A 20,672-nucleotide genomic window follows, 5' to 3' on the forward strand; every position below is an offset into this window, starting at 1 on the left:
CCCACCCCCTTGCGGGGTGGGTTTTTCATTGTGGAATACGCGATGAAGCGGTTTTAAACGCCGGCCTCGCGCCGCATGTCCACATGCGGAATGCCGCCGTCGTCGTAAGGCTCGGACACCACGCGAAAGCCGAAACTCTCGTACAAGGCCTGCGCGTCGGTCTGCGCCGACAACATGATGGCCGCCTGCGGAAAATGCGCGCGGCACTGCGCCACCGCCTGCGCCAGCAGCGCCTTGCCCAAGCCCTGGCCGCGCGCCTCCGGCGCCACCACCACCCGGCCTATCGCCGCCGCGTCCGGGTATTTCTCCGCCGGCGCGATCAAGCGCGCATAGGCCAGCAACCGGCCGCCGTCGTCGTGGCCGGACAAGTGCAGACAGTGCAGATCCACGCCGTCCACATCGCCGTAAATCGACTGCTGCTCCACCACGAACACCTGGTCGCGCAGCTGCAAGGCCCGATACAGCGCCAGCGGCGTAAAACCATCGAAACGGTGGCAGTGCCACGCAACTCGGTTTGCCATAGTAGAATTCCTCTGAACTGATTCATTATCATCGGCCGGCTTGCGGCGCTTCCGGGCCAAGCTTACGACAAGGCGTCCTCGCCAGCTATAACCGTGAGGACAGGCTTTGCCGTGGCGCAAACGCCGGCCGATGAACGCTAACCGATTCAACTCCTGCCTTGCCCATATGAACGATAACGACGATCTGTTTGCCGAGACTAAGCCGGACGGCGCCGCCGCCCTGACCCCGCCGCCGCCCACTCCTCCCGCGGCGGACGCCGACGACGGCGAGTGGATTCCGCTGGACCTGTACGCCGAGCGCGCCTACCTGGAATACGCGATGAGCGTGGTCAAGGGCCGCGCGCTGCCGGAAGTGGCCGACGGCCAGAAACCGGTGCAGCGCCGCATCCTGTACGCGATGCGCGACATGGGCCTGGCCCACGGCGCCAAGCCGGTGAAATCCGCGCGCGTGGTCGGCGAAATCCTGGGTAAATACCACCCGCACGGCGACAGCTCCGCCTACGAGGCGCTGGTGCGCATGGCGCAGGACTTCACGCTGCGCTACCCCTTGATCGACGGCCAGGGCAACTTCGGCAGCCGCGACGGCGACGGCGCGGCGGCGATGCGCTACACCGAGGCGCGGCTGACGCCGATCGCCGATCTGCTGCTGTCGGAAATCGACATGGGCACCGTGGACTTCGTGCCCAATTACGACGGCGCCTTCGAAGAGCCGCGCTTGCTGCCGGCGCGCCTGCCCATGGTGCTGCTCAACGGCGCCTCCGGCATCGCCGTGGGTCTCGCCACCGAAATCCCGCCGCACAATCTGACCGAAGTGGCCCAAGCCTGCGTCGCGCTGCTGGACGATCCGGAACTGGACACCGCGGCGCTGATGCAATACGTGCCCGGCCCGGACTTCCCCGGCGGCGGCCAGATCATCACCCCGGCCGAAGACATCCTCGCCGCCTATGAGAGCGGCCGCGGCAGCGTGCGCGTGCGCGCCAAATGGGAAGTGGAAAAGCTGGCGCGCGGCCAGTGGCGCGTGATCGTGTCCGAGCTGCCGCCCGGCTCCAGCGCGCAAAAAGTGCTGGCGGAAATCGAAGAAGCCACCAATCCCAAGGTCAAGACCGGCAAGAAGGCGCTGACTCAGGACCAGCAAAACCTGAAGAGCCTGATGCTGTCGCTGCTGGACCGCGTGCGCGACGAATCCGACAGCGAGTGCCCGGTGCGCCTGGTGTTCGAACCCAAATCCAGCCGCCAGGACCCGGACGAGTTCATCAACACCCTGCTGGCGCAGACCAGCCTGGAAGGCAACGCCTCGATGAACCTGGTGATGATAGGCCTGGACGGCCGCCCGGGTCAGAAAGGCCTCAAGCCCATTCTCAGCGAATGGCTGGACTTCCGCCGCACCACCGTCACCCGCCGCCTGCAGCACCGGCTGGCCCAGGTGGAAAAGCGCATCCACATCCTGGAAGGCCGGATGATCGCCTTCATCCACATCGATGAAGTGATACGCGTGATCCGCGAATCCGACGAACCCAAGCCGGACCTGATCAAGGCCTTCGGCCTGACCGAGATCCAGGCCGAAGACATCCTGGAAATCCGCCTGCGCCAACTGGCGCGGCTGGAAGGCTTCAAGCTGGAGAAAGAGCTGTCCGATCTGCGCGAGGAGCGCGAAGGCCTACGCCACGTGCTGGACACCCCGGACGCGCTGCGCAGCATGATGCGCGAGGAAATCCAGGCCGACGCCGCCAAATACGGCGACAAGCGCCGCAGCGAGATCAAGACCGCCGAACGCGCGGTGCTGACCCAGACCGTCGCCGACGAGCCGGTCACCATCATCCTGTCGCAGAAGGGCTGGATCCGCGCCCGCGTCGGTCACAACGTCGACCTCGCCGCGCTGGCCTTCAAGGACGGCGACGCGCTGCACACCGTGGTGGAAACCCGCACCGTGTGGTCGGTGATCGTGCTGGACAACAAGGGCCGCGCCTACACCGTGGACCCGGCCGACGTGCCCACCGGCCGCGGCGACGGCGTGCCGGTGGCCTCGCTGGTGGACTTGCAGGACGGCGCCAAACCGGCGCAGATGCTGTCCGGCAAGGACGAGGCCCGCTTCGTCGTCGCCGGCTCCGGCGGCTACGGCTTCATCGCCAAGCTGGGCGACATGGCCGGCCGGGTCAAGGCCGGCAAGGCCTTCCTGACGCTGAACCCGGAGGAAGCCGTGCTGGCCCCGGCGCCGCTGCCGGCCGCCGGCATAGGCGAGGGCACCCAGTTGGTGGCCGCCGCCGACAACGGCCGGCTGCTGGCCTTCCCGGCCGCCGAGCTCAAGGAACTGGCCAAGGGCCGCGGCCTGATGCTGATGGCGGTGGAAGACGGCGAAGCCGTCACCGCCGTCGGCCTGGTCAACGGCGAAAAAGCGCTGCTGTCCACGCTGTCCGTGCGCGGCAAGGCCTCCGATGAAAAACTGGCGCTGGCGGAGTTCGCCGGCAAGCGCGGCAAGAAGGGCAAGCTGATGCCGAAGAAATGGAGCGTCAGCGCCATCAGCGAGCTGCCGACGACATGAACCGGGACCGCCCGCCGACGCCGTTGACCCCGCGCAGCGGGCTGGTCTTCATCAACAGTTTCCGGGCGGCGCTGCTGCTGGTGCTGCTGGCGATGTCGCTGTTCGCCAACCGCGAAGGCGAATCGCTGGTGGCCGGCGGCAAAGTCTTCTATCTGTGGAGCGGCGTTTACGCCGCGCTGATCGGCGCCTGGTTCCTGCTGCGCAACGGCCGGCTGGCCCACACCCTGCAGCTGACGCTGGCCATCGCCGCCGACATCGCGATGATCGTGCTGCTGATGGGCATCAACGACGGCGTGCGCAGCGGCTACGGCATCCTGCTCTTGCCCTATCTGGCGGTGGCCGGCCTGCTGTCCTCCGGCCGCTACGCGCTGTTCTACGCCTCCATCGCCACGCTGATCCTGCTGTCCTTCGTCGGCGTCGAGCAATACCTGGGCATAGGCCGCGGCTCGGATTTCTACTACTCCGCGCTGCTGGCCACCGCCGGCTTCATCACCTCCATCGTCACCTGGAAGCTGGGCCGGGTGGCGCGCGACTCCGAAGCGCTGGCCACCCGCCGCGGCGGCGAGATCGCCAACCTCAACCGCCTGAACGAGCTGGTGCTGCAAAGCCAGCGCGACGCGGTGGTGGTGCTGGACCCGTCCGGCCTGCTGCGCCAGTTCAACAACCAGGCGGCGCGCTATTTCGGCGCCATGCGCCGCGGCCACGCCGTGCCCGAGCTGCTGCCGCTGGTGGAACGCTGGCGGCACAACGGCTGCCCGCCCAATCCCAGCTTCATCGACCGCAATATCCGCGGCCGCCAATTGGTGGGCCGCATGGTGCCGGTGCTGGTGGGCGACGACCACGCGCTCTTGCTGTTCATGCGCGACATGGCCGACATGGCGGAAGAGGGCAAACGCGTCAAGCTGGCGGCGCTGGGGCGGCTCACCGCCAACATCGCCCATGAAATCCGCAACCCGCTGTCGGCGATCAACCACGCGGCCGACCTGCTGGCCGAAGACGAAACCGACCCGGCGCGCCAGCGGCTGATCCGCATCGTCCAGGGCAACAGCAAGCGCATCAACCACATGGTGCAGGAAGTGCTGGCCTTGAACCGCCGCGACCGGATCAAGCCCGAGCCCATCCGGCTGCAAGCCTTCCTGGACGAGCTGCTGGACCACTTCGGCGTGGTGGAGGCCGCCGCCGCCGGCGCGATCTGCTGCGTCTACCAGGCGCAGGCCGCCGCGGTCCAGTTCGACCGCGGCCATTTCGGCCAGATTCTCAACAATCTGCTGGCCAACGCCTGGCGCTACTCCAGCAAGCAGCCGGGCGCGGTGCGCGTCGAAGTGGGCGAAGTGGAAAACCACCTGACCATCAAGGTGATGGACGATGGTCCCGGCATGAGCGAAGATGCCCAGGCCCGCTTGTTCGAACCCTTTTTCACCACGGAAAGCGCCGGCACCGGACTGGGGCTGTACATCGCGCGCGAACTGGCGGAAGCCAACGACGCGCGGCTGGACTACTGCCCGCCCGGCGGCGTGTTCCGTCTGATCTGTCACAAGGCTTATGGCTAAATCCTCCCTGCGCGTGCTGGTGATCGACGACGAACCGGACATCCGCGAACTGCTGGAACTGACCCTGATCAAGATGGGCCTGGACGTGGCCACCGCCGCCAGCGTCGGCGCCGCCAAGCTCAGCCTGAACAGCCAACCCTTCGACCTGGCGCTGACCGATATGCGGCTGCCGGACGGCGAGGGCATCGAAGTGGTGCGCCACATCGCCGAACAGGGCCTGGACGTGCCCATCGCGGTGATCACCGCCTACGGCAACACCGACAACGCGGTGCTGGCGATGAAGGCCGGCGCCTTCGACTACCTGCAAAAACCGGTCAGCCTGGCGCAATTGCGCAGCCTGGTGAAATCCGTGCTGCGCGTGGACAACGGCAAGGCCGAAGCCGCGGTGCGGCTGGACGGCGAATCGCCGGCGATCCAGGAAGCGCTGCGCCTGGTCGGCAAACTGGCGCGCAGCCAGGCCGCGGTCTACGTCAGCGGCGAATCCGGCACCGGCAAGGAACAGGCGGCGCGGATGATACACGAGCACAGCGCGCGCGCCGAACGGCCGTTCATTCCGGTCAACTGCGGCGCCATCCCGGAAACGCTGATGGAAAGCGAATTCTTCGGCTACCGCAAAGGCGCGTTCACCGGCGCCGACAACGACCGCGACGGCTTCTTCCAGCAAGCCAACGGCGGCACGCTGTTTCTGGACGAAGTGGCCGATCTGCCGCTGGCGATGCAGGTCAAGCTGCTGCGCGCGATTCAGGAAAAGAAAGTGCGCCGCCTGGGCAACGCCCAGGAAGAGGCGGTGGACGTGCGCATCATCTGCGCCACCCACAAGGACCTGGCGGCGCGGGTGGACGCCGGCAGCTTTCGCCAGGACCTGTATTACCGGCTGAACGTGCTGCCGCTGCGCATGCCGCCGCTGCGCGAGCTGCGCGAGGATCTGCCGCGCTACATCGCCAGCCTGCTGGAGCGCTTTTCTCCCGATGAAAAGCCGCGGCTGGCGCCGGCGGCGCTCAAGGCCTTGCTGGAATACAACTACCCGGGCAACTTCCGCGAACTGGAAAACATCCTGGAACGCGCGGTGGCGCTGGCCAGCGACGCCCGCATCGAATTGCGGGACCTGCAGCTGCTGCCGGGCGATCACGGCGGCCATGGCGACGGCGAAGCGCCGACCTGCGCCGACGGCGAGGCGCTGCAGGATTTTCTGGACCGGGTGGAGCGCGAGGCCATCCTCAAGGCGCTGGAAGGCACCCGCTTCAACCGCACCCAGGCCGCCAAGCAGCTGGGCGTCACCTTCCGCTCGATGCGCTACCGGATGGAAAGGCTGGGCATCAAGTAAAAGGCGGGGCCGACGCGCGCGAAACACGCTGTGGATAAGCACGGCGTTGCGCCAAACCCTGTGGATAAGCCATATTCTCGCTTTTTGCCGGACCCTTGCCGGAAACCCGGGAAGCGCGGCCCCGCAATCGCTACAATGCGGCAGCCGCGATCCGCGCATCAGGCGAGGCCGGACCCGGGCCAGCGGCTATAAAGAATCTATTCGGCGGCCGCGCCCAAGGGCGCCCGCCATTGCAAACACATCGACTTCGCTACCGGCCCATGGCTCTTACGCCGCTCCATCCCGTCCTCCGCGCCTTGCCGGCTCTGCTGCTCAGCGCCCAGATTGCCGCGCTGCCGTCGATCCGGGTGGCGCTGGGCGAAACCAAACAGCCCTATATCGACGCCGAACGCGGCAAAGGCGTGGAATTCGACATCGTCAGCCAGGCCCTGAGCCAGGCCGGCTATCAGCCTCAGATCCGCTTCGGCCCCAATCTGCGCGCCCACACCTGGCTGGCCAACGGCCAGGTGGACGCCGCCATCGCCAATAGCGGCGGCCATGTTTCCGAGCCCTACATCGTTTACCAGAACATGGCGATCACGCTGTGCAAACGCCGCATCCGCCTGCGGCGGCTGGACGATCTGGCCCGCTTCCGGGTGGCGGCCTTCCAGGGCGCCCACCTCTATCTGGGCCCCGCCTTCGCCGCGCTGACGCCGCAGATTCCGTCCTACCGCGAGGAGTCGCCGCAGGTCACCCTCAACCGCCTGCTGTACAGCGAACGCGCCGACGTGGCGATTTCCGACGTCAACATCTTCCAGCAACTGAGCCGCGAGCTGAACCACGAGATCGACATCAAAGCCAAGCTCTGTCCGTACGCGCTGTTCACTCCCACCCATTACCGGCTGGCCTTCCGCGACGTCCGCGACCGCGACCGCTTCAACCTGGGCCTGCGCCGCTTCGCCGCCGCCGGCGGCTACGAGAAACTGGCCGAGCGCTACCAGCTGCCCACTCAGCGTGGACGGCCCTGGTTCAAACCCTGAGAACCTGTTCACGATCTGCCGCGCGTCGGTAGAGAGATTGTGCGATGAGTGCCAACTTCGAAATGCTCATGCACCACCTGTACATTCCGCTTTCTCAGCGGTTTTCGCCTTGTCTCGCCTTAGCTCGCGAGACTTTGAACAGGCTCTGAGAACGTGTCGCCGCGCCCGGCTGGTGGCCTAAGGGCGGGTGTCTGCTCTGGATCAATAACCTTCGCCGCCGCGCGGTGTTAGCATGGTTTGGCAGTATCTGATCGCTGACGACCGCCGCTTTTGTCCTTAGGCTTCGCCCGGGCCCGCGTCGCCAGCCGCTCCATGTATCCACCCGCCCAAGGAGTCGCCCATGTTTCCCGAATACCGCGAACTGATCAGCAAGCTGAAAACCGAAGACGAGCACTTCACCCGCCTGTTCAACAAACACAACGACCTAGACCAGAAGATCAAGAATATGGAAGCGCGCATCGAGCCTTCCGTCGACTTCGAAATCGAAACCCTGAAAAAGGAAAAACTGCGGCTGAAGGATGAGTTGTACATCATCCTGAGAAAGGCCGCCGGCTAGATCCGGCGTCTGCGCGCAAGAACAAAGCCCGCCGACAGGCGGGCTTTTGCATGATGCGCGCCGGGCTTCAGACCGTGGGCGCGTCCTTCTCCAGTTCCGCCAGGATGGCGCCGGGCTCCTGGGTGACTTCCAGCACCTTGCGGATGCGGTTGAACGCCACGCAGGCGTCGGCCGGATACTTGCCGAACGGCGTCAGCCCGCCATGGCTCCAGCCCGCCGCGGCCAGCACGTCCTTGCGGAACTGCGAGCCATCGGCGCTGCCGCCGGCGATCTGCTGCAAGGCCCGGTCGATCAGAATATGCGGAAACGGGTTGCGGGACAGCGTGGTGAAATGCTCTGGGCGAACTTCGTCGAACTGCATGGCGCACTCCTGATGCGGGAACATGATTCATCTAAGTCCAAACCAGGGCAATTCGCCAGCAGACTGTGAAGACTCACACGCCGCCGCCGCGAATGGCGGCGGCGCGGGCCGGCGTAGAGCCTGTTCAAAGTCCCGCAAGCAAGAGCGGGACAAGACTAAAACAGCTTCTTAGAACGTGTTTACGATCTCGCGAGCTAAGGCGAGACAAGGCGAAAACGGCTGAGAAAGCGGAATGTACGAGTGGTACATGAGCATTTCGAAGGCGTTTTCAACGCCGTATCGCCAACGCGCAGCAGATCGTAAACAGGTTCTTAGCGGTTCACCAGCAGTTTGGGATTGGAATTGCCCCACACCGTGTAGAGGTCGGCCAGCAAGGCGCCGTTGATGTCCTCCAGCTCGGCGGCGCCGATTTCGGCCTTGCCCTGCTTGCCGAACAACACCACCTCGTCGCCTATCTTGGCGCCCGGAATCTCGGTCACATCCACCATCAGCGTGTTCATCGACACCTTGCCCACCACCGGCGCGCGCTGGCCGTTGATCAACACATGCGCCTTATTGGTGAAGGCGCGACGATAGCCGTCGGAATAGCCTACCGGGATGTTGGCCAGCAAGGACTCGCGCTTCAGCGTGTAAGTGCGGTCGTAGCCGACGGTGTTGCCGGCCGGATAGCGGTTGACCGCCGCCACTCGCGATTTGAAGGCCATCACGCGCAGATACTCGGTATGGCTGGGCACGGTGTCGCCGAAGATGGCGCCGCCCGGACGCACCATGTCCAGCCGCGCTTCCGGCACTTCCAGCGTGGCGAAGCTGTTGGCGCAGTGCAGGGTGATCTTGCTGCGGTCCAGACCGCCGGCCTTGATCAGCCAGGCGCTTTCCTGCTTGAACGCCGCCAGGCCTTTTTGCACGTCGGCCTTATCCTCCACCGGGAAGTGGGTCATGATGCCCACCACTTGCAGATTGGGCAGCTTGAGCATGGCCAGCGCGTCGCGGCGGCCTTGCTTGCTGGCCAGCTCCACGCCGTTGCGGCTGATGCCGGCGGAGTTGATCGCCAGATGGATTTGCAGCGTCTTGCCCTGGCGCTTGGCCAGCGCGGACGCCTGACGCGCCAGTTCCAGATTGCCCACCAGCTCTTGCATATCGTATTGCAGGCCGTCGGCTATCTCTTCCTGCGTGGCGCTGCGCACGCGCGCCACCACGCCCTTGTAGCCGCTGGCTCGGGCCACGCGGGCCTCTTCATTGCTGGCGATGCCCACGCAGGGAATGCCCTGGGCGATGATGGACGGCATCACGTTGGCGATGCCGTGGCCGTAGGCGTCAGCCTTCAAGATGGCGCACACCTTGGTGTCGGCGCCCACCAGGCGCTTGAGTTCGGCCAGATTGTGATCCAGCGCCGCCTTGTCGATTTCCAGCCAGGCGTTGCCGCGCGCGGCTTCCGCGGTGGAGCCGCTGTTGGCCGCGGTCAGCGGCGGCGCCGCCATGGTCAGCGCGGGCGCCAGGGCCAGGCCCAGCGACAAGGCCAGCAGTGTTTTCTTGAATTGCATAAGTCGTCCCCCGAGAGTGAATGCCGCTTGCCGACAAGGCTGTTCCGGCATTCGGAGGATGATAGGAGTCCGATATATTGGTATCTATGTGAATATTTACTAATAGACCTAGTTTCGCCCCGCCGCTTGACCCCGCGCAAACCCGGCAACGGCGGGCGCCCCTTGCGCGCCGCAGCGCCGCTATCCATCATGAAGAAGCGGCGCGCGGCGTCTGCGCGCTTTTTCGAGGTTCCTCCGATGCGGCAATCCCTATTTCTTCGCCGGCTGGCCGGCTGCTGGCTGGCCGTCCTCCTCGCCTTCGGCGGCGGATTGCCGGCGTCCGCCCTGGCGGCCGGCATGGTCTATATCGGCCACGCGCCGGAAAGCGCCGCCGACGAGCGCTACGACTACCATTGGGCGATTCTGCGCGCCGCGCTGGACGCCACCCGCGCGAGCTGGGGAGATTACAGCCTGCGTTTCGCGCCGAGGATGAACGAGGCCCGCCAGCTGCAGGAATTGGGCCATCCGCGCGGCCGGCTCAACGTGGTGATCCGCGAAACCAACCGCGACTACGAACGTCGCTATCTGCCGGTGCGAATCCCGATAGACCGCGGCCTGCTCGGCTATCGCGTGCTGCTGATCCGCGACGCGCGGCAAGCGGATTTCGACGCGGTGACGAGTTTGGCGGACTTGCGCCGTTTCAGCGTCATCCAGGGAGAAGGCTGGGGCGACAACGCCATCCTGAAACAGGCCGGACTGACCGTGGTGACCGACCCCAATTACGACGGGCTGTTCCGCATGCTGGAACGCGGCCTGGGCGATTCGTTCTCGCGCGGCGTGGCCGAGGTGGAAGAGGAGATGCGCGTCTACCAGCCGCAATATCGGCATATCGCGCTGGAGCGCTCCCTATTGCTCTACTACCCGCTGCCCACTTACTTCTGGTTCGGCCGCGACGCGGAAGGACAGCGGCTGGCGCAGCGCGTGGAGCAGGGCATGCGGCAGATGCTGCGCAACGGCGAGTACCAGCGGCTGTTCCAGAAATACCACGCCGGCCTGATTCAGCGGCTGGACCTGAAACACCGGCGGCTGATCCGCATCGACAATCCCTTCCTGCCGCCCAGCACGCCCTTCGCCGACCGCAGCCTGTGGTTCGATCCGACCACGGCCAAATGACAACGCTCAATCGGCTTGCAAGGCCTGGCGCACGCACAGCCGCTGGGCGATCTCGCGGTCCGCGCATTTGAGCTCGGCCTCGGCGCGGGCGCGGCAGCGCGCGGGGTTGGCCGAACGCGCGCAATCCGGCGGCGGCAACCGCTCGTTGATGCAGACGCGGCGCGCCTTGCCCTCCAGCCCGTCGCAAGAACTGTGCGCCGCCCGCAAGGCTTCGCAACGCTTGGCGTCGCGCTCGCGCAGGCAGCTCAAGGCCGGCGTGTAAAACTGCAGGCAGGCGTGCCTGCCGTTAACCGGCAAATCGTTGCAGGCCATGGTGCCCTGGCGGTGCAACTCGCAACGCTGCGGCGCGGTGGCGCGGCTGCAATCCCATTGCGCCGCCGCCGCGTCCGCCAGCCAGCACAAGGCCAGCCCCAGTCCCCAGGCGCGCCGCAACGCGCCGTATCCCCTATTGTTTTTCAAGGCATGCCCCTTGCGCATAGCCGTTTATCGCTGCGCCCGTCTGAATGGGCGAGAAGACGCCGCGCCTTATCGGCGCGGCGGGCAGCCAGCCAGGCCCAAGGCCGCGGAACGGTTTGCGCCGCAAACCGTTCCGGCCGTGAGAATTGGAATTGGAATGAAAAGGCCGGCGTATTCTATTCAAAGCTTATCAATAGAAATCCCGCTTCGCCAGCCGGGCATGACGCGCAGCGGGCTCAGTCCGAGCCGCGCTTGCGGCGGTCGCGCCAGAAATGCGGCTTGACGCGATCCGGCGGCGGAGGCGCCGCGTCGTCCGGGCTCATCCGCCAGTAGGGCGGCGGCGGCCTATGCATCTGCTCCGGCGGCAAATCGCCGTCCTGCACCGCCTCGCGCAGACGCAAATTGCGCAGGCGGCGCAACTCCTTGCAGTCCGGATCGGGCCGCGCCTGGCAGCGGCGGCCCGGCGCCGGCTCCATCTCCGGCGGCATGGGGCCGCGCTCCTTCCCTCGCGCCAGGGCCGGCGCGCCGGCGAGCGCTTGCAGCAAGGCAATGATGAGAAGAATCGGCAACCGCGTCATGAAAGCTGTTTTATCCTGTCGAAGGTGCTGGAAAAGGAACTCCGGGCCCGAAGCACGGCCCGGCGAGGGCGGACAGCATACACCAAGCGCCGCGGATGCCAAAGGCATCTCCCCGCGCCCATCCCCCCGGAACGCCCCATTACGCAGCCTAGACTCGCGGCATGAGGCAGACATGAGCGACAATCGCTGATTTGTTAAGGTGTGTGATCGCGAGAACCGGCTTAACATATCTTCATCAGGCGCGCTGCCGCATCCCGGGGCCAGCCGCTAAGCTGACACTCCGCTCCGAGGAAAAAACGCATGGAACACAATAAGATACTGGTCGTCGACGACGACGCCAAGCTGCGCGAGCTGCTGACCCGCTATCTGAGCCAACAAGGCTACGCGGTGGAAGCGCTGCCGGACTCCAAGGACCTGGACCGCAAGCTGGCGCGCAATCGCCCGGACCTGATGGTGCTGGACGTGATGATGCCCGGCGAGGACGGCCTGGCGGTGGTGCGCCGGCTGCGCGCCCAGGGCGAAACCATTCCGGTGATCATGCTCACCGCGCGCGGCGAAGACATCGACCGCATCCTCGGCCTGGAAATGGGCGCCGACGACTACCTGCCCAAACCGTTCAATCCGCGCGAGCTCACCGCCCGCATCCAGTCGGTGCTGCGCCGTCATCACGCCACGCCGGCGCTGGGAGCGCGCCACGACGCCGACGAGGAAGTGAGCTTCGGCGAATTCGTGCTCAATCTGGGCCAGCGCGAACTGCGCAAGGCCGGCCAGCCGGTGACGCTGACCAGCGCGGAGTTCGCTGTGCTGTCGGTGCTGGTCAGCCATCCGCGCCGGCCGCTGACCCGCGAACAACTGATGGAAATGGCGCTGGGCAAGGGCAACGGCGAATCGCTGGACCGCAGCATAGACGTGCACATCTCCCGGTTACGCAAGGCGCTGGAAAGCGGCGACACCCAGTTGCGCTTCATCCAGACGGTATGGGGCTACGGCTATGTGTTCGTGCCGGACGGCACGCCGCGGGAGTAAGCCGTGCGCAAGCTGACCGGCTCGCTGTTCTTCCGGCTGGCGGTCTTGGTGGTGCTGGTGGTGCTGACCACCCAGTTCGTCACCCTGTGGATGGCCGCCGGCGAGCGCCACAAGCTCTTGGACAAGCAACTGTATTCGCAGACGGTGGACACCCTGGCCTTCCTGGAAGGCACCATGGAGGCGATGACCAACACCGAGCGCGCCGAATTCCTGGCCGGCTACAACCGCCCCGGCCTGCCGCGCCTGCTGCCCATCAACGCCGACCAGGGCGTCAATTTCACCGACTACGTGCCGCGCCTGGGCGAGACCCTGGCGCAACGGCTGTCGCACGGCCTCAACGAGCCCATCGAAGTGCGCCACGCCCAGATCGAGGATCGCAGCGAACTCTGGGTCAATGTGCACGTGCTGGACCAGGCCTATTGGCTGGTGCTGCCTTTCGGCCGCTACAGCGACCGGCCGATCAACACCATCATGCAGGCGGCGCTGCTGGCCTCCATCGTCGCCAGCCTGCTGGCCTTCGTCGTCGCCTGGCGGGTGACGCGGCCGATCAGCCGCGTGGTGCTGGCCAGCCGGGAACTGGCCGCCGGCACCATGCCGGCGGCGGTGCCGGAGGACGGCCCGCGCGAGGTGAAAGTGCTGGCCCATAACTTCAACCTGATGGCGCAGGCGCTGGACAGCGCCGCGCGCGAGCGCCGGCTGATGCTGGCCGGCCTGTCCCACGACCTGCGCACGCCGCTGACCCGGCTCAAGCTGACGCTGGAGCTGCAGCAGGACAGCCCGGACCAGCACGATATGCTGGCCGACATCGACGAGCTGTCGCAGATCGTGCGCCAGTTCATCGACTTCGCCCGCGCCGAGGAAACCACGCGGCTGGAGCCGGTGGCGCTGGCCGACCTCGCCGCCAGCGTGGTGTCGCGCTTCGCCCGCGAAGGCATGGAGGTGGGTCTGGAGCGGCGGGCCGAGCCGGAGTTGCAGGGCGACGGGCTGGCGCTGGAGCGGCTCTTGTCCAATCTGCTGGAAAACGCGCGCCGCTACGGCGCGCCGCCGGTGGAAGTCTGCGTCGAACAAGTCGACGGCTTCGCCGTGCTCAGCGTGCTGGACCACGGCAAGGGCATCCCGGCCGAGTTGCGCGAAACCGCGCTGGCGCCGTTCGAGCGGCTGGCCGAACACCGCGGCACCGACGGCGGCAGCGGCCTGGGCCTCGCCATCGTCAGCCGCGTGGTCAAGCAACATAAGGGCCGGCTGGAGTTCTGCGATCAGGCCGACGGCTTCAAGCTGGCCGTCCACCTGCCGCTGCACGCCGACTGACAAGCGCTTTGCGCGCCGCCCGCCCCGCGGGCGGCGCTCAGCGGAAACGCAGCATCACCCACAAGCCGGCCATGCTCAAGGCCATGCCGCCGAGCTTGCCCAGCGACGGCTGTTCGCGGAACAGCAGATAGCCCAGCGGCAGCAACACCAGCGCGGTCAGCACATTGGAACTGAGCGCCGCGTAGCCGACGTGCCATCCGGCGCGATAGGCCAGCAAAAAGCCCAGCTCGATGCCGACGATGCCCGCCGCCACCCCCAGGCTGCTCCAGTTCAGCGCGGCCAGTCCGCGCTGGCCGCCGCCCGGCAGCCACCACATTCCCAGCACGCACGCCAGCATGGCCACGCCATAACTGACCGCCAATGAAAAAAAGGGATTCGCCGCCTCCGGCACCTGTTTGATCGACAGGTGGTAGACGACGGAGCCGGCGACCGCCAGCAGCAATGCCGCGATAAACATGTTTGCGCGCCTCATGGGAAATGTCCGTCCTCAGGCTAAACTTTCCCGTCGCTTATAGGTAGACTGAATATTCAAGGCATTGTTATAAGAAAAAATCATGACCGGAGACTTGGACACCGCCTTGCTGCGCGCGCTGATCGCCGTGGCGCGCCGCGGCAGCATCAACCGCGCGGCCGCGGACTTGGGCCGCACTCAGCCGGCCCTAAGCCTGCAATTGCGCAAACTGGAACAACACTGCGGCCAGACCCTGCTGCAGCGTTCGCCGCGCGGCGTCAGCCTCACCGCGGCGGGGCGGCAATTGCTGCCTTACGCCGAACGTATCGTCAGCCTGGCCGAGCAAATGCGCCCGTCCACGCCGGCCGTGCCGGCCAGCCGCTGCCGCATCGGCTTGATCGAGGACCTGGTCAGCCGCAATCTGCCGCGGGTGCTGGCGGATTTCGCCGCGGCGCGGCCAGGGCTGCAACTGGACATCCGGGTGGCGCCGGGACGGGAATTGAGCGCGGCCTTCCAGCGCGAAGAGCTGGATCTGCTGATCGCCAGCCCGCGGGTGGCGCAGCTGGACGCCGCGCCCAGCTGGGTGGTGGAATGCCCGCTGCCCTGGCTGGCCCAGCACGGCGCGATGCCGGCCGCCGAGCCCTTGCCGCTGATTTTGTTCGCCGCGCCCTGCAGCTGGCGCGACGCCATGCTGCAAGCGCTCGAGAACGCCGGGCGGCCCTACCGCGTGGTGCTGGAAAGCTCCAGCCTGCTGGCGGTGCAGGCCGCCTTGCAAGCCGGGCTGGGGGTCGGCGCCTTGCTGTCGGACGAGGAGTTGCCCGACGTCGCGCCGCTGCCGCGCGAAGCGCTGCCGCCGCTGCCTGCGGTGCCGATGGCGCTGTACCGGCGAGCGCAGAGCCAGGGCGACCCGGCCCTGGACCAATTGGCCCGGCTGTTCTTCCGCCAGCTCAGCCAAGAGGCCTGGTAAACGCGGAACCGCGTCAGGCCGGCTGCAGGCCGGCCATCACCGCGCCCTCCCAGCCTATCAATTCCACCTTGCGCTCCGCTCCCCAGCGATATTCGCCCAAAGCGCCCTCGGCGCGGATCACCCGGTGGCAGGGAATCAGCCAGGCCACCGGATTGGCGCCCACCGCGCTGCCCACCGCCCGCGCCGCGCGCGGCCGCCCCACCGCGGCGGCGATCTGGCCGTAGCTGGCGAAACCGCCGTAGGGAATCGACAACAGCGCGCGCCAGACCTGGATCTGGAAATTGCTGCCCTGCACCCGCAACGCCAGCGGCGTCTGGCCGTCGGCGCGCAGCGGCTCGAACATGGCGGCGGCCACCGCCGCGCCGCCGCCCGGAACGTGGCTCAGCGCGGCCTTGGGCCAGCGCCGGCTCAGCCAGGCCACGGCCTCCATCTCGTCCGCGACGAATTGCGCCGCGCACACCCCGCGCGCGGTCCGCGCCACCAGCACCGGGCCGAAGCGGCTGGCCTCCACGCTCCATTCGATAGCCAGGCCGGCGCCGCCGTTGCGGTATTCGCCCGGCGTCATCGCCTCCAGCGTCACGAACAGATCGTGCAGCCGGCCGCCGCCGGACAGGCCCAGTTCATGCGACAACGGCAGCAAGGCCTGCCCGCTCAGCCTCGCCTTGGCCGCCTCGCAGGTCAGATGCTGCAAGAAACGCTTGGGGCTGACCCCGGCCCAACGGGTGAACAAGCGCTGCAAGCGCGATTCCGACAGATGCAGCGCGTCGGCCAGTTCGGCCAGTTCCGGCTGGCGCTCGGCGTTCGCCACCAGGTAGCGGATGGCGTCGCGGATGCGGCCGTAGTCGCGGTCTTCTTCCAGAATTTCGCCGTGCATGGTCTGCTCTCCCTTCGATCACAGCCCCAGCATAAGCAGATCGGGCCGCCGCGGCGACCCGATTCTTGCCGACTTGCGCGCCGCGCCCCTCATATCGCGTGCAGCAGCGAGTACTGGATTTCCGACAGCGCCTGCGGCACGCGGATGAAGGAAAGCGGCATGCCCAGCAGCCTGGCCATGTGGGAAGTGGAGAACAGCCCGCACAACTCGTAATGGCCGTTGCCCGGATTGAGCTCCACCACCAGCGCGTGCTGCCGCCCCATCTGCTTCATCGTCGCCACCATGTGGCCGACGCTGGCGTGCTCGATGTCGCCCAGGCTCAAGGCCTCCAGCTGCTTGCGCGGCGTCATCACGTCGCCGACGCCGATGTCGACGTAATGCTTGCCGTGTTCCTTCATGCACTGGATGGGCCGCTCGCCCAGCAAATCGGTGGCGGTGATCAGGCCGGTGAATTGCCCGTCGCCGTCGTGGACGAACAACAGCCGGATACCGTGGCTGATCATCCTGTCGTGCGCTTCGCGCAGGCTGGCGCTCTGATGAATGCCCACCGGATTGATCCGCCGCAAATCGGTCATCACCTCCAGCGCCGGGCTGTTCAGGGTGACCGGCGGGTGCGGACGCTGATCCAGGCGCACCAGGTCGGTGGCGGACGGCAGGCTCATCGTGGGCAACGCGCTGTAATTGGCTAACATGGTAGCTCCTTGTCTTGTTAGACAGCGGAGTCGATGCGGCGGCGCCTTGCGCCGGTCATGTGCGATCTGTCCGCTTGGAAGTTCTCCGACGGCGTGGACCGGCCTGGGGCATGACTGGATTTTGCACGTCCGTCCCGGGCCGGCGGCCGCGGGAGGGCCGCGTCGGCGACGCGGCTCTTGTTTGAAGAGTAGAAGAAGGCGCGGCGCAGATCAGCCGGCGAATGATTAATTTTTTCGCAAGCGGCGGAGCGAAGCTTGCCGCCTGCGCGAATCAGGCCTGCAGCTTGCGGCGGAACAAGGCGCTCATGCGCTGGCTGGCGCCGCGATGGGCGCCGCTGAAAGCCAGCGCCGACTCGCGCATCGCCCGGCGGCGGGCGTCGTCGCCCAGCAGTTCGACCACGGCGCCGATCAAGTCCGCGGCGCTCCCCACCTGCCGCGCCGCGCCGGCGGCCAGCGCCAGCGCCGCCGCCTGCTTGAAATTGAAAATGGACGGGCCGAACAACACCGGCACGCCCACGCTGGCCGGCTCGATCAGATTGTGGCAGCCCAGCGGCAGCAGGCTGCCGCCGACGAAGGCCAGATCGCCGCAGGCGAAGTAGGCGAAGGCTTCGCCCATGCTGTCGCCCAGCCAGACCTGGGTGGCGGCGTCCACCGGCGCGCCGTCGCTGCGGCGCTGCGCTTTCATGCCGCGGCTCTCGGCCAGCGCGGCCACATCGGCGAAGCGTTCCGGATGACGCGGCACCAGCACCAGCAGCGCGTCGCCCAGCGCTTGGCCCGCCGCCCGCCAGGCGTCCAGGATCAAGGCCTCTTCGCCGTCGCGGGTGCTGGCGCAGACCATGACCCGGCGTCGGCCTATCCTGGATTTGAACTCCTCGGCCAGCGCCAGCTGCGCCGGCGGCGGCTGGATATCGTATTTGGTGTTGCCGCAGACTTCGATTTCTTGCGCGCCCAACTGCCGCAAACGTTCGCCATCTTCGGGCGTTTGCGCGGCAACGGCGCTCAAGGCCGCCACCGCGGGCGAAATCAGCCCGCTGATTTTCAGATAGCCGTTCAGCGATTTTTCAGACAAGCGCGCATTGGCTAGAAACAAGGGCACCCCTTGCTCGGCTGCGGCGTGGATCAGATTGGGCCACAGCTCGGTTTCCATCAACACGCCCAGGCGCGGCCGGTAGGCGGCGAGAAAAGCCTGCGCCGCTTGCGGGTAGTCGTAGGGCAGATAGCGCACTTCGGCGTCGGGGTAGAGCTGCAAGGCGGTGGCGCGGCCGGTGGGCGTCATCTGCGTCATCAGCAGCGGCGCGTCCGGCCAGGCTTCGCGCAGCGCCGCCACCAGGGGCTGCGCGGCGCGAGTTTCGCCCACCGACACCGCGTGTATCCAGATCGCTCCCTGCGCGCGCGGCCGCAACTGGCTGCCGAAACGCTCGTCCCAATGCTCCAGATAGGCCGGCGCCTTGCGCGCCCGCTTCTTCAGATAATGCCGCACCAGCGGCGTGGCCAGCAGCCAGGCCCAGGAATACAGTCTGCGTTGCCAGTTCATGTCCAGTCCTTGCGCGCGAACAAGGCTTGCAGCGCCTCGTCCACCGACGGGCACTGCCCGATGCCGCCCAAATTGGTAGCCCACGGCGTTTCCACCACGCCGGTGGCCGCCGGATCGGTGTCGGTGTAGATCGCCGCCAAGGGCACGTTCAGCGCGTTGGCCAGGTGGGTCAGTCCGGTGTCGACACCCACCACCGCGTTGGCGTGGCCAAGCAGGCCGGCGGCCTCGATCAGATTCATCTTGGGCGCCACCACCGCGGCCGGCATCTGCGCGGCCAGCCTTTCGGCGCGCGCGCGCTCGCGATCATTGCCCCAGGGCAGCACCATCACCAGATCATGCTGCAGGGACAAGCGTTTACCCAGCTCCACCCAATGGCCTTCCGGCCACTCCTTGGACGCCTTGCTGGTAGCGTGCAGCAACACCGCGTAGCGGCCGGACAGCACCCAGCCCGGCCTCTCGCCGGCCGGCACGCCGAAACGGGGCGCTCCCTGAGGCTGATAACCGAATACCCGCGCGAACAACAGGCGGTTGCGTTCTATCGCCGACAAGCTCCAGTCCACCTTGTGGCGCTTGTCGTAAAAACAGCTGGCCAGCGACTCCCGCGCGCTGCCCCAGCCGTAGCCGGTCAGCGGCGCCTTGGCCCAGCGGGCGGGCAAAGCGCTTTTCAACAGGCCCTGGCTGTCCACCACCAATTCCCAAGGCGTGTCGCGCAGTTCTCGCCGCAAGGCCCGGATTTCGCGCCAGGTGGAAGGCTGCCACCAGCGTTTGCGCCAGCGCCGCCAATTCAAGGCTATCACCCTGTCCACCGCCGGATGCAAACGGGCAATGTCGGCGAAAGCCTCTTCGGCCAGCCAACTGATGCGGAAATTGGGGTAATGCGCTTTCAGCTCGGAAATGGCGGGCCAGGTGTGGATAAGGTCGCCCATCGACGAGGTGCGCACAATCAGCACATTCATCATGGCGCGCATTGTACCCGAGCATGGCTGTGGTTAACCAAGTAAAATCCCTGCAGTTCAATTGTGGATAAAGCGCTGTGGACAACTCGGAGCGGATTTATCCACAATTTGCGATGACGCAGCGCACCTAAACTATCCAAAGCCCATCAACAGGACAAGTAACTGAACCCTTTGAAGTTTTTGTCGCTTATCCACAGCAATGGCCGACTATATCAGTTTCATCAATATAAAATTGCGTTAAAGAGTTATTGGTGGCGTTGGAAGCTTGCCAGGCAAAATTACGCCATGCACAAGCCGGTGGGAACAAATGGGATCGGAGCTGTGGACAAGCCGTGACTTCACCGCTTGCCCAGATTTATCCACAAGTCTTCCGTCTGCAAAACGCAGGGTGAACAACAAGATTTCATCTTGCGCAAAGCCATGAAAACAATGGAAAAATCATGGTTATCCACAGCAAAGTGACGACTTCTACCAGTTTCTTCAAATTACATATGGGAAAACATATAACAAGATGCGTGCGCGAATTAGCGTGGTGCTAATCACCAAGAATGCGGAAACATCGCTGGGAAAATGTCTGGACAGCGTGGGCTTCGCCGATGAAATCGTGCTTGTGGATTCCGGCAGCACGGACAGGACATTGGCGATAGCTTCCGCCTATAAGGCAAAAGTTATCCACCAAGACTGGCTGGGATTCGGTCCTCAGAAGCAATTGGCGGTGCAAGCCGCCAGCCACGACTGGGTGCTGTGTCTGGATGCGGACGAGTGGCTATCTACGGAATTGGTCAATGAAATCAAAGCCGTACTGGATAATCCACAGGCAACGGCTTTCCAGTTCCCGCGTTGCAACCGCTTCATGGGTCGTTTTCTGAAGCATGGCGAAGGCTACCCGGACTGGTCCCTGCGTCTGTTCCATCGCGGCCATGCGCGCTGGTCCGACGACCTGGTTCACGAGTACGTGATCGCCGACGGCCCTGTGCACAAGCTGCGCCATGATCTGATGCACGAGTCCGGCGAAGACATCGCGCTGTATCTGAGCAAGCAGAATCGCTACACCAGTTTGCAGGCCGAGCAGCTGTTGCAGCGGGGAAAACGTGTGGGTATCGCCAAACTTATCCTCAGCCCCTTGCTGCGCTTCCTCAAGTTCTACTTTTTCCGCCGGGGTTTTCTCGACGGCGTCCCCGGTTTGGTCCACATCAGCATCGGTTGCTTCAACAGCTACATCAAATACGCCAAATTGATAGAACTGCGGCGGTTGAAAAGCAAATAG

Annotated in this window: 20 protein-coding genes; 10 read left to right on the forward strand and 10 right to left on the reverse strand. The window is 65.8% G+C overall.

What is annotated here, in order from left to right; all coding sequences use genetic code 11:
- Window positions 1–53 precede the first annotated feature (53 nt).
- Window positions 54–521 (reverse strand): GNAT family N-acetyltransferase, encoded by a 468-nt coding sequence (locus JW897_RS13500; protein ID WP_048412827.1) that lies wholly within the window; start codon window positions 519–521, stop codon window positions 54–56.
- A gap of 130 nt (window positions 522–651) precedes the next feature.
- On the opposite strand from JW897_RS13500, the gene parC reads away from it, so the two are divergent.
- The 5 genes from parC to JW897_RS13525 all read left to right on the forward strand — a co-directional run bounded on the left by parC (window position 652) and on the right by JW897_RS13525 (window position 7,509).
- Window positions 652–3,060, forward strand: coding sequence for a DNA topoisomerase IV subunit A (gene parC / locus JW897_RS13505; protein WP_240352202.1), 2,409 nt, complete (start codon window positions 652–654; stop codon window positions 3,058–3,060).
- Complete coding sequence (locus JW897_RS13510; RefSeq protein ID WP_048412829.1) at window positions 3,057–4,610, forward strand: sensor histidine kinase; 1,554 nt, start codon at window positions 3,057–3,059, stop codon at window positions 4,608–4,610. Before parC ends, JW897_RS13510 begins: the two co-directional genes overlap by 4 nt.
- On the forward strand, window positions 4,603–5,934 hold the full coding sequence (locus tag JW897_RS13515; RefSeq protein WP_048412830.1) for a sigma-54-dependent transcriptional regulator: 1,332 nt from the start codon (window positions 4,603–4,605) through the stop codon (window positions 5,932–5,934). Before JW897_RS13510 ends, JW897_RS13515 begins: the two co-directional genes overlap by 8 nt.
- 260 nt (window positions 5,935–6,194) lie before the next feature.
- On the forward strand, window positions 6,195–6,953 hold the full coding sequence (locus tag JW897_RS13520) for a transporter substrate-binding domain-containing protein (protein ID WP_048412831.1): 759 nt from the start codon (window positions 6,195–6,197) through the stop codon (window positions 6,951–6,953).
- A gap of 340 nt (window positions 6,954–7,293) precedes the next feature.
- Window positions 7,294–7,509: an HP1242/YdcH family protein gene (locus JW897_RS13525; RefSeq protein WP_107801369.1), complete on the forward strand. Its 216-nt coding sequence runs from the start codon at window positions 7,294–7,296 to the stop codon at window positions 7,507–7,509.
- Window positions 7,510–7,576: 67 nt separating this feature from the next.
- Here the strand turns inward: JW897_RS13525 and JW897_RS13530 are convergent, their stop codons facing one another.
- Together JW897_RS13530 and alr are read right to left on the reverse strand one after the other, a co-directional pair.
- The gene (locus JW897_RS13530; RefSeq protein WP_107802085.1) at window positions 7,577–7,870 is read right to left on the reverse strand and encodes a hypothetical protein; all 294 of its coding nucleotides are present in this window, start codon (window positions 7,868–7,870) and stop codon (window positions 7,577–7,579) included.
- Between the two features lie 311 nt (window positions 7,871–8,181).
- Window positions 8,182–9,411, reverse strand: a complete 1,230-nt coding sequence (gene alr, locus JW897_RS13535) for an alanine racemase (RefSeq protein ID WP_048412833.1) — start codon at window positions 9,409–9,411, stop codon at window positions 8,182–8,184.
- A 237-nt stretch (window positions 9,412–9,648) separates the two neighbouring features.
- On the opposite strand from alr, the gene JW897_RS13540 reads away from it, so the two are divergent.
- On the forward strand, window positions 9,649–10,563 hold the full coding sequence (locus JW897_RS13540; protein WP_205466518.1) for a hypothetical protein: 915 nt from the start codon (window positions 9,649–9,651) through the stop codon (window positions 10,561–10,563).
- Between the two features lie 6 nt (window positions 10,564–10,569).
- On the opposite strand, the gene JW897_RS13545 is transcribed toward JW897_RS13540, so the two are convergent.
- Window positions 10,570–11,022 (reverse strand): hypothetical protein, encoded by a 453-nt coding sequence (locus JW897_RS13545; RefSeq protein ID WP_156187756.1) that lies wholly within the window; start codon window positions 11,020–11,022, stop codon window positions 10,570–10,572.
- A 233-nt stretch (window positions 11,023–11,255) separates the two neighbouring features.
- Window positions 11,256–11,597 carry a hypothetical protein gene (locus JW897_RS13550; protein ID WP_053077212.1) on the reverse strand — a complete coding sequence of 114 codons (342 nt, stop codon included), beginning with the start codon at window positions 11,595–11,597 and terminating at the stop codon, window positions 11,256–11,258.
- A gap of 300 nt (window positions 11,598–11,897) precedes the next feature.
- Here JW897_RS13550 and ompR point away from each other — a divergent pair, with 300 nt between their 5' ends.
- Together ompR and JW897_RS13560 are read left to right on the forward strand one after the other, a co-directional pair.
- Window positions 11,898–12,623: an osmolarity response regulator transcription factor OmpR gene (gene ompR / locus JW897_RS13555; RefSeq protein WP_048412834.1), complete on the forward strand. Its 726-nt coding sequence runs from the start codon at window positions 11,898–11,900 to the stop codon at window positions 12,621–12,623.
- A gap of 3 nt (window positions 12,624–12,626) precedes the next feature.
- The gene (locus tag JW897_RS13560; RefSeq protein ID WP_205466519.1) at window positions 12,627–13,931 is read left to right on the forward strand and encodes an ATP-binding protein; all 1,305 of its coding nucleotides are present in this window, start codon (window positions 12,627–12,629) and stop codon (window positions 13,929–13,931) included.
- 37 nt (window positions 13,932–13,968) lie between these two features.
- Here the strand turns inward: JW897_RS13560 and JW897_RS13565 are convergent, their stop codons facing one another.
- Window positions 13,969–14,388 carry a membrane protein gene (locus JW897_RS13565; protein ID WP_048412836.1) on the reverse strand — a complete coding sequence of 140 codons (420 nt, stop codon included), beginning with the start codon at window positions 14,386–14,388 and terminating at the stop codon, window positions 13,969–13,971.
- A gap of 97 nt (window positions 14,389–14,485) precedes the next feature.
- On the opposite strand from JW897_RS13565, the gene JW897_RS13570 reads away from it, so the two are divergent.
- On the forward strand, window positions 14,486–15,349 hold the full coding sequence (locus tag JW897_RS13570; protein WP_205466521.1) for a LysR family transcriptional regulator: 864 nt from the start codon (window positions 14,486–14,488) through the stop codon (window positions 15,347–15,349).
- Between the two features lie 13 nt (window positions 15,350–15,362).
- Here the strand turns inward: JW897_RS13570 and JW897_RS24535 are convergent, their stop codons facing one another.
- The 4 genes from JW897_RS24535 to waaC all read right to left on the reverse strand — a co-directional run bounded on the left by JW897_RS24535 (window position 15,363) and on the right by waaC (window position 19,408).
- Window positions 15,363–16,223 (reverse strand): methylated-DNA--[protein]-cysteine S-methyltransferase, encoded by an 861-nt coding sequence (locus JW897_RS24535; protein WP_048412838.1) that lies wholly within the window; start codon window positions 16,221–16,223, stop codon window positions 15,363–15,365.
- A gap of 89 nt (window positions 16,224–16,312) precedes the next feature.
- A complete protein-coding gene (locus JW897_RS13580; protein ID WP_205466522.1) occupies window positions 16,313–16,915 on the reverse strand; it encodes a CBS domain-containing protein in 603 nt (200 codons plus the stop codon).
- A gap of 271 nt (window positions 16,916–17,186) precedes the next feature.
- Complete coding sequence (waaA, locus tag JW897_RS13585) at window positions 17,187–18,449, reverse strand: lipid IV(A) 3-deoxy-D-manno-octulosonic acid transferase (RefSeq protein WP_048412840.1); 1,263 nt, start codon at window positions 18,447–18,449, stop codon at window positions 17,187–17,189.
- Window positions 18,446–19,408: a lipopolysaccharide heptosyltransferase I gene (waaC, locus tag JW897_RS13590; protein WP_338030571.1), complete on the reverse strand. Its 963-nt coding sequence runs from the start codon at window positions 19,406–19,408 to the stop codon at window positions 18,446–18,448. The genes waaA and waaC overlap by 4 nt, the downstream gene beginning before the upstream one ends.
- A 526-nt stretch (window positions 19,409–19,934) precedes the next feature.
- On the opposite strand from waaC, the gene JW897_RS13595 reads away from it, so the two are divergent.
- Window positions 19,935–20,672 (forward strand): glycosyltransferase family 2 protein, encoded by a 738-nt coding sequence (locus JW897_RS13595; RefSeq protein ID WP_338030572.1) that lies wholly within the window; start codon window positions 19,935–19,937, stop codon window positions 20,670–20,672.

The organism is Chromobacterium alkanivorans (assembly GCF_016937655.1).
Lineage (GTDB): Bacteria > Pseudomonadota > Gammaproteobacteria > Burkholderiales > Chromobacteriaceae > Chromobacterium > Chromobacterium alkanivorans.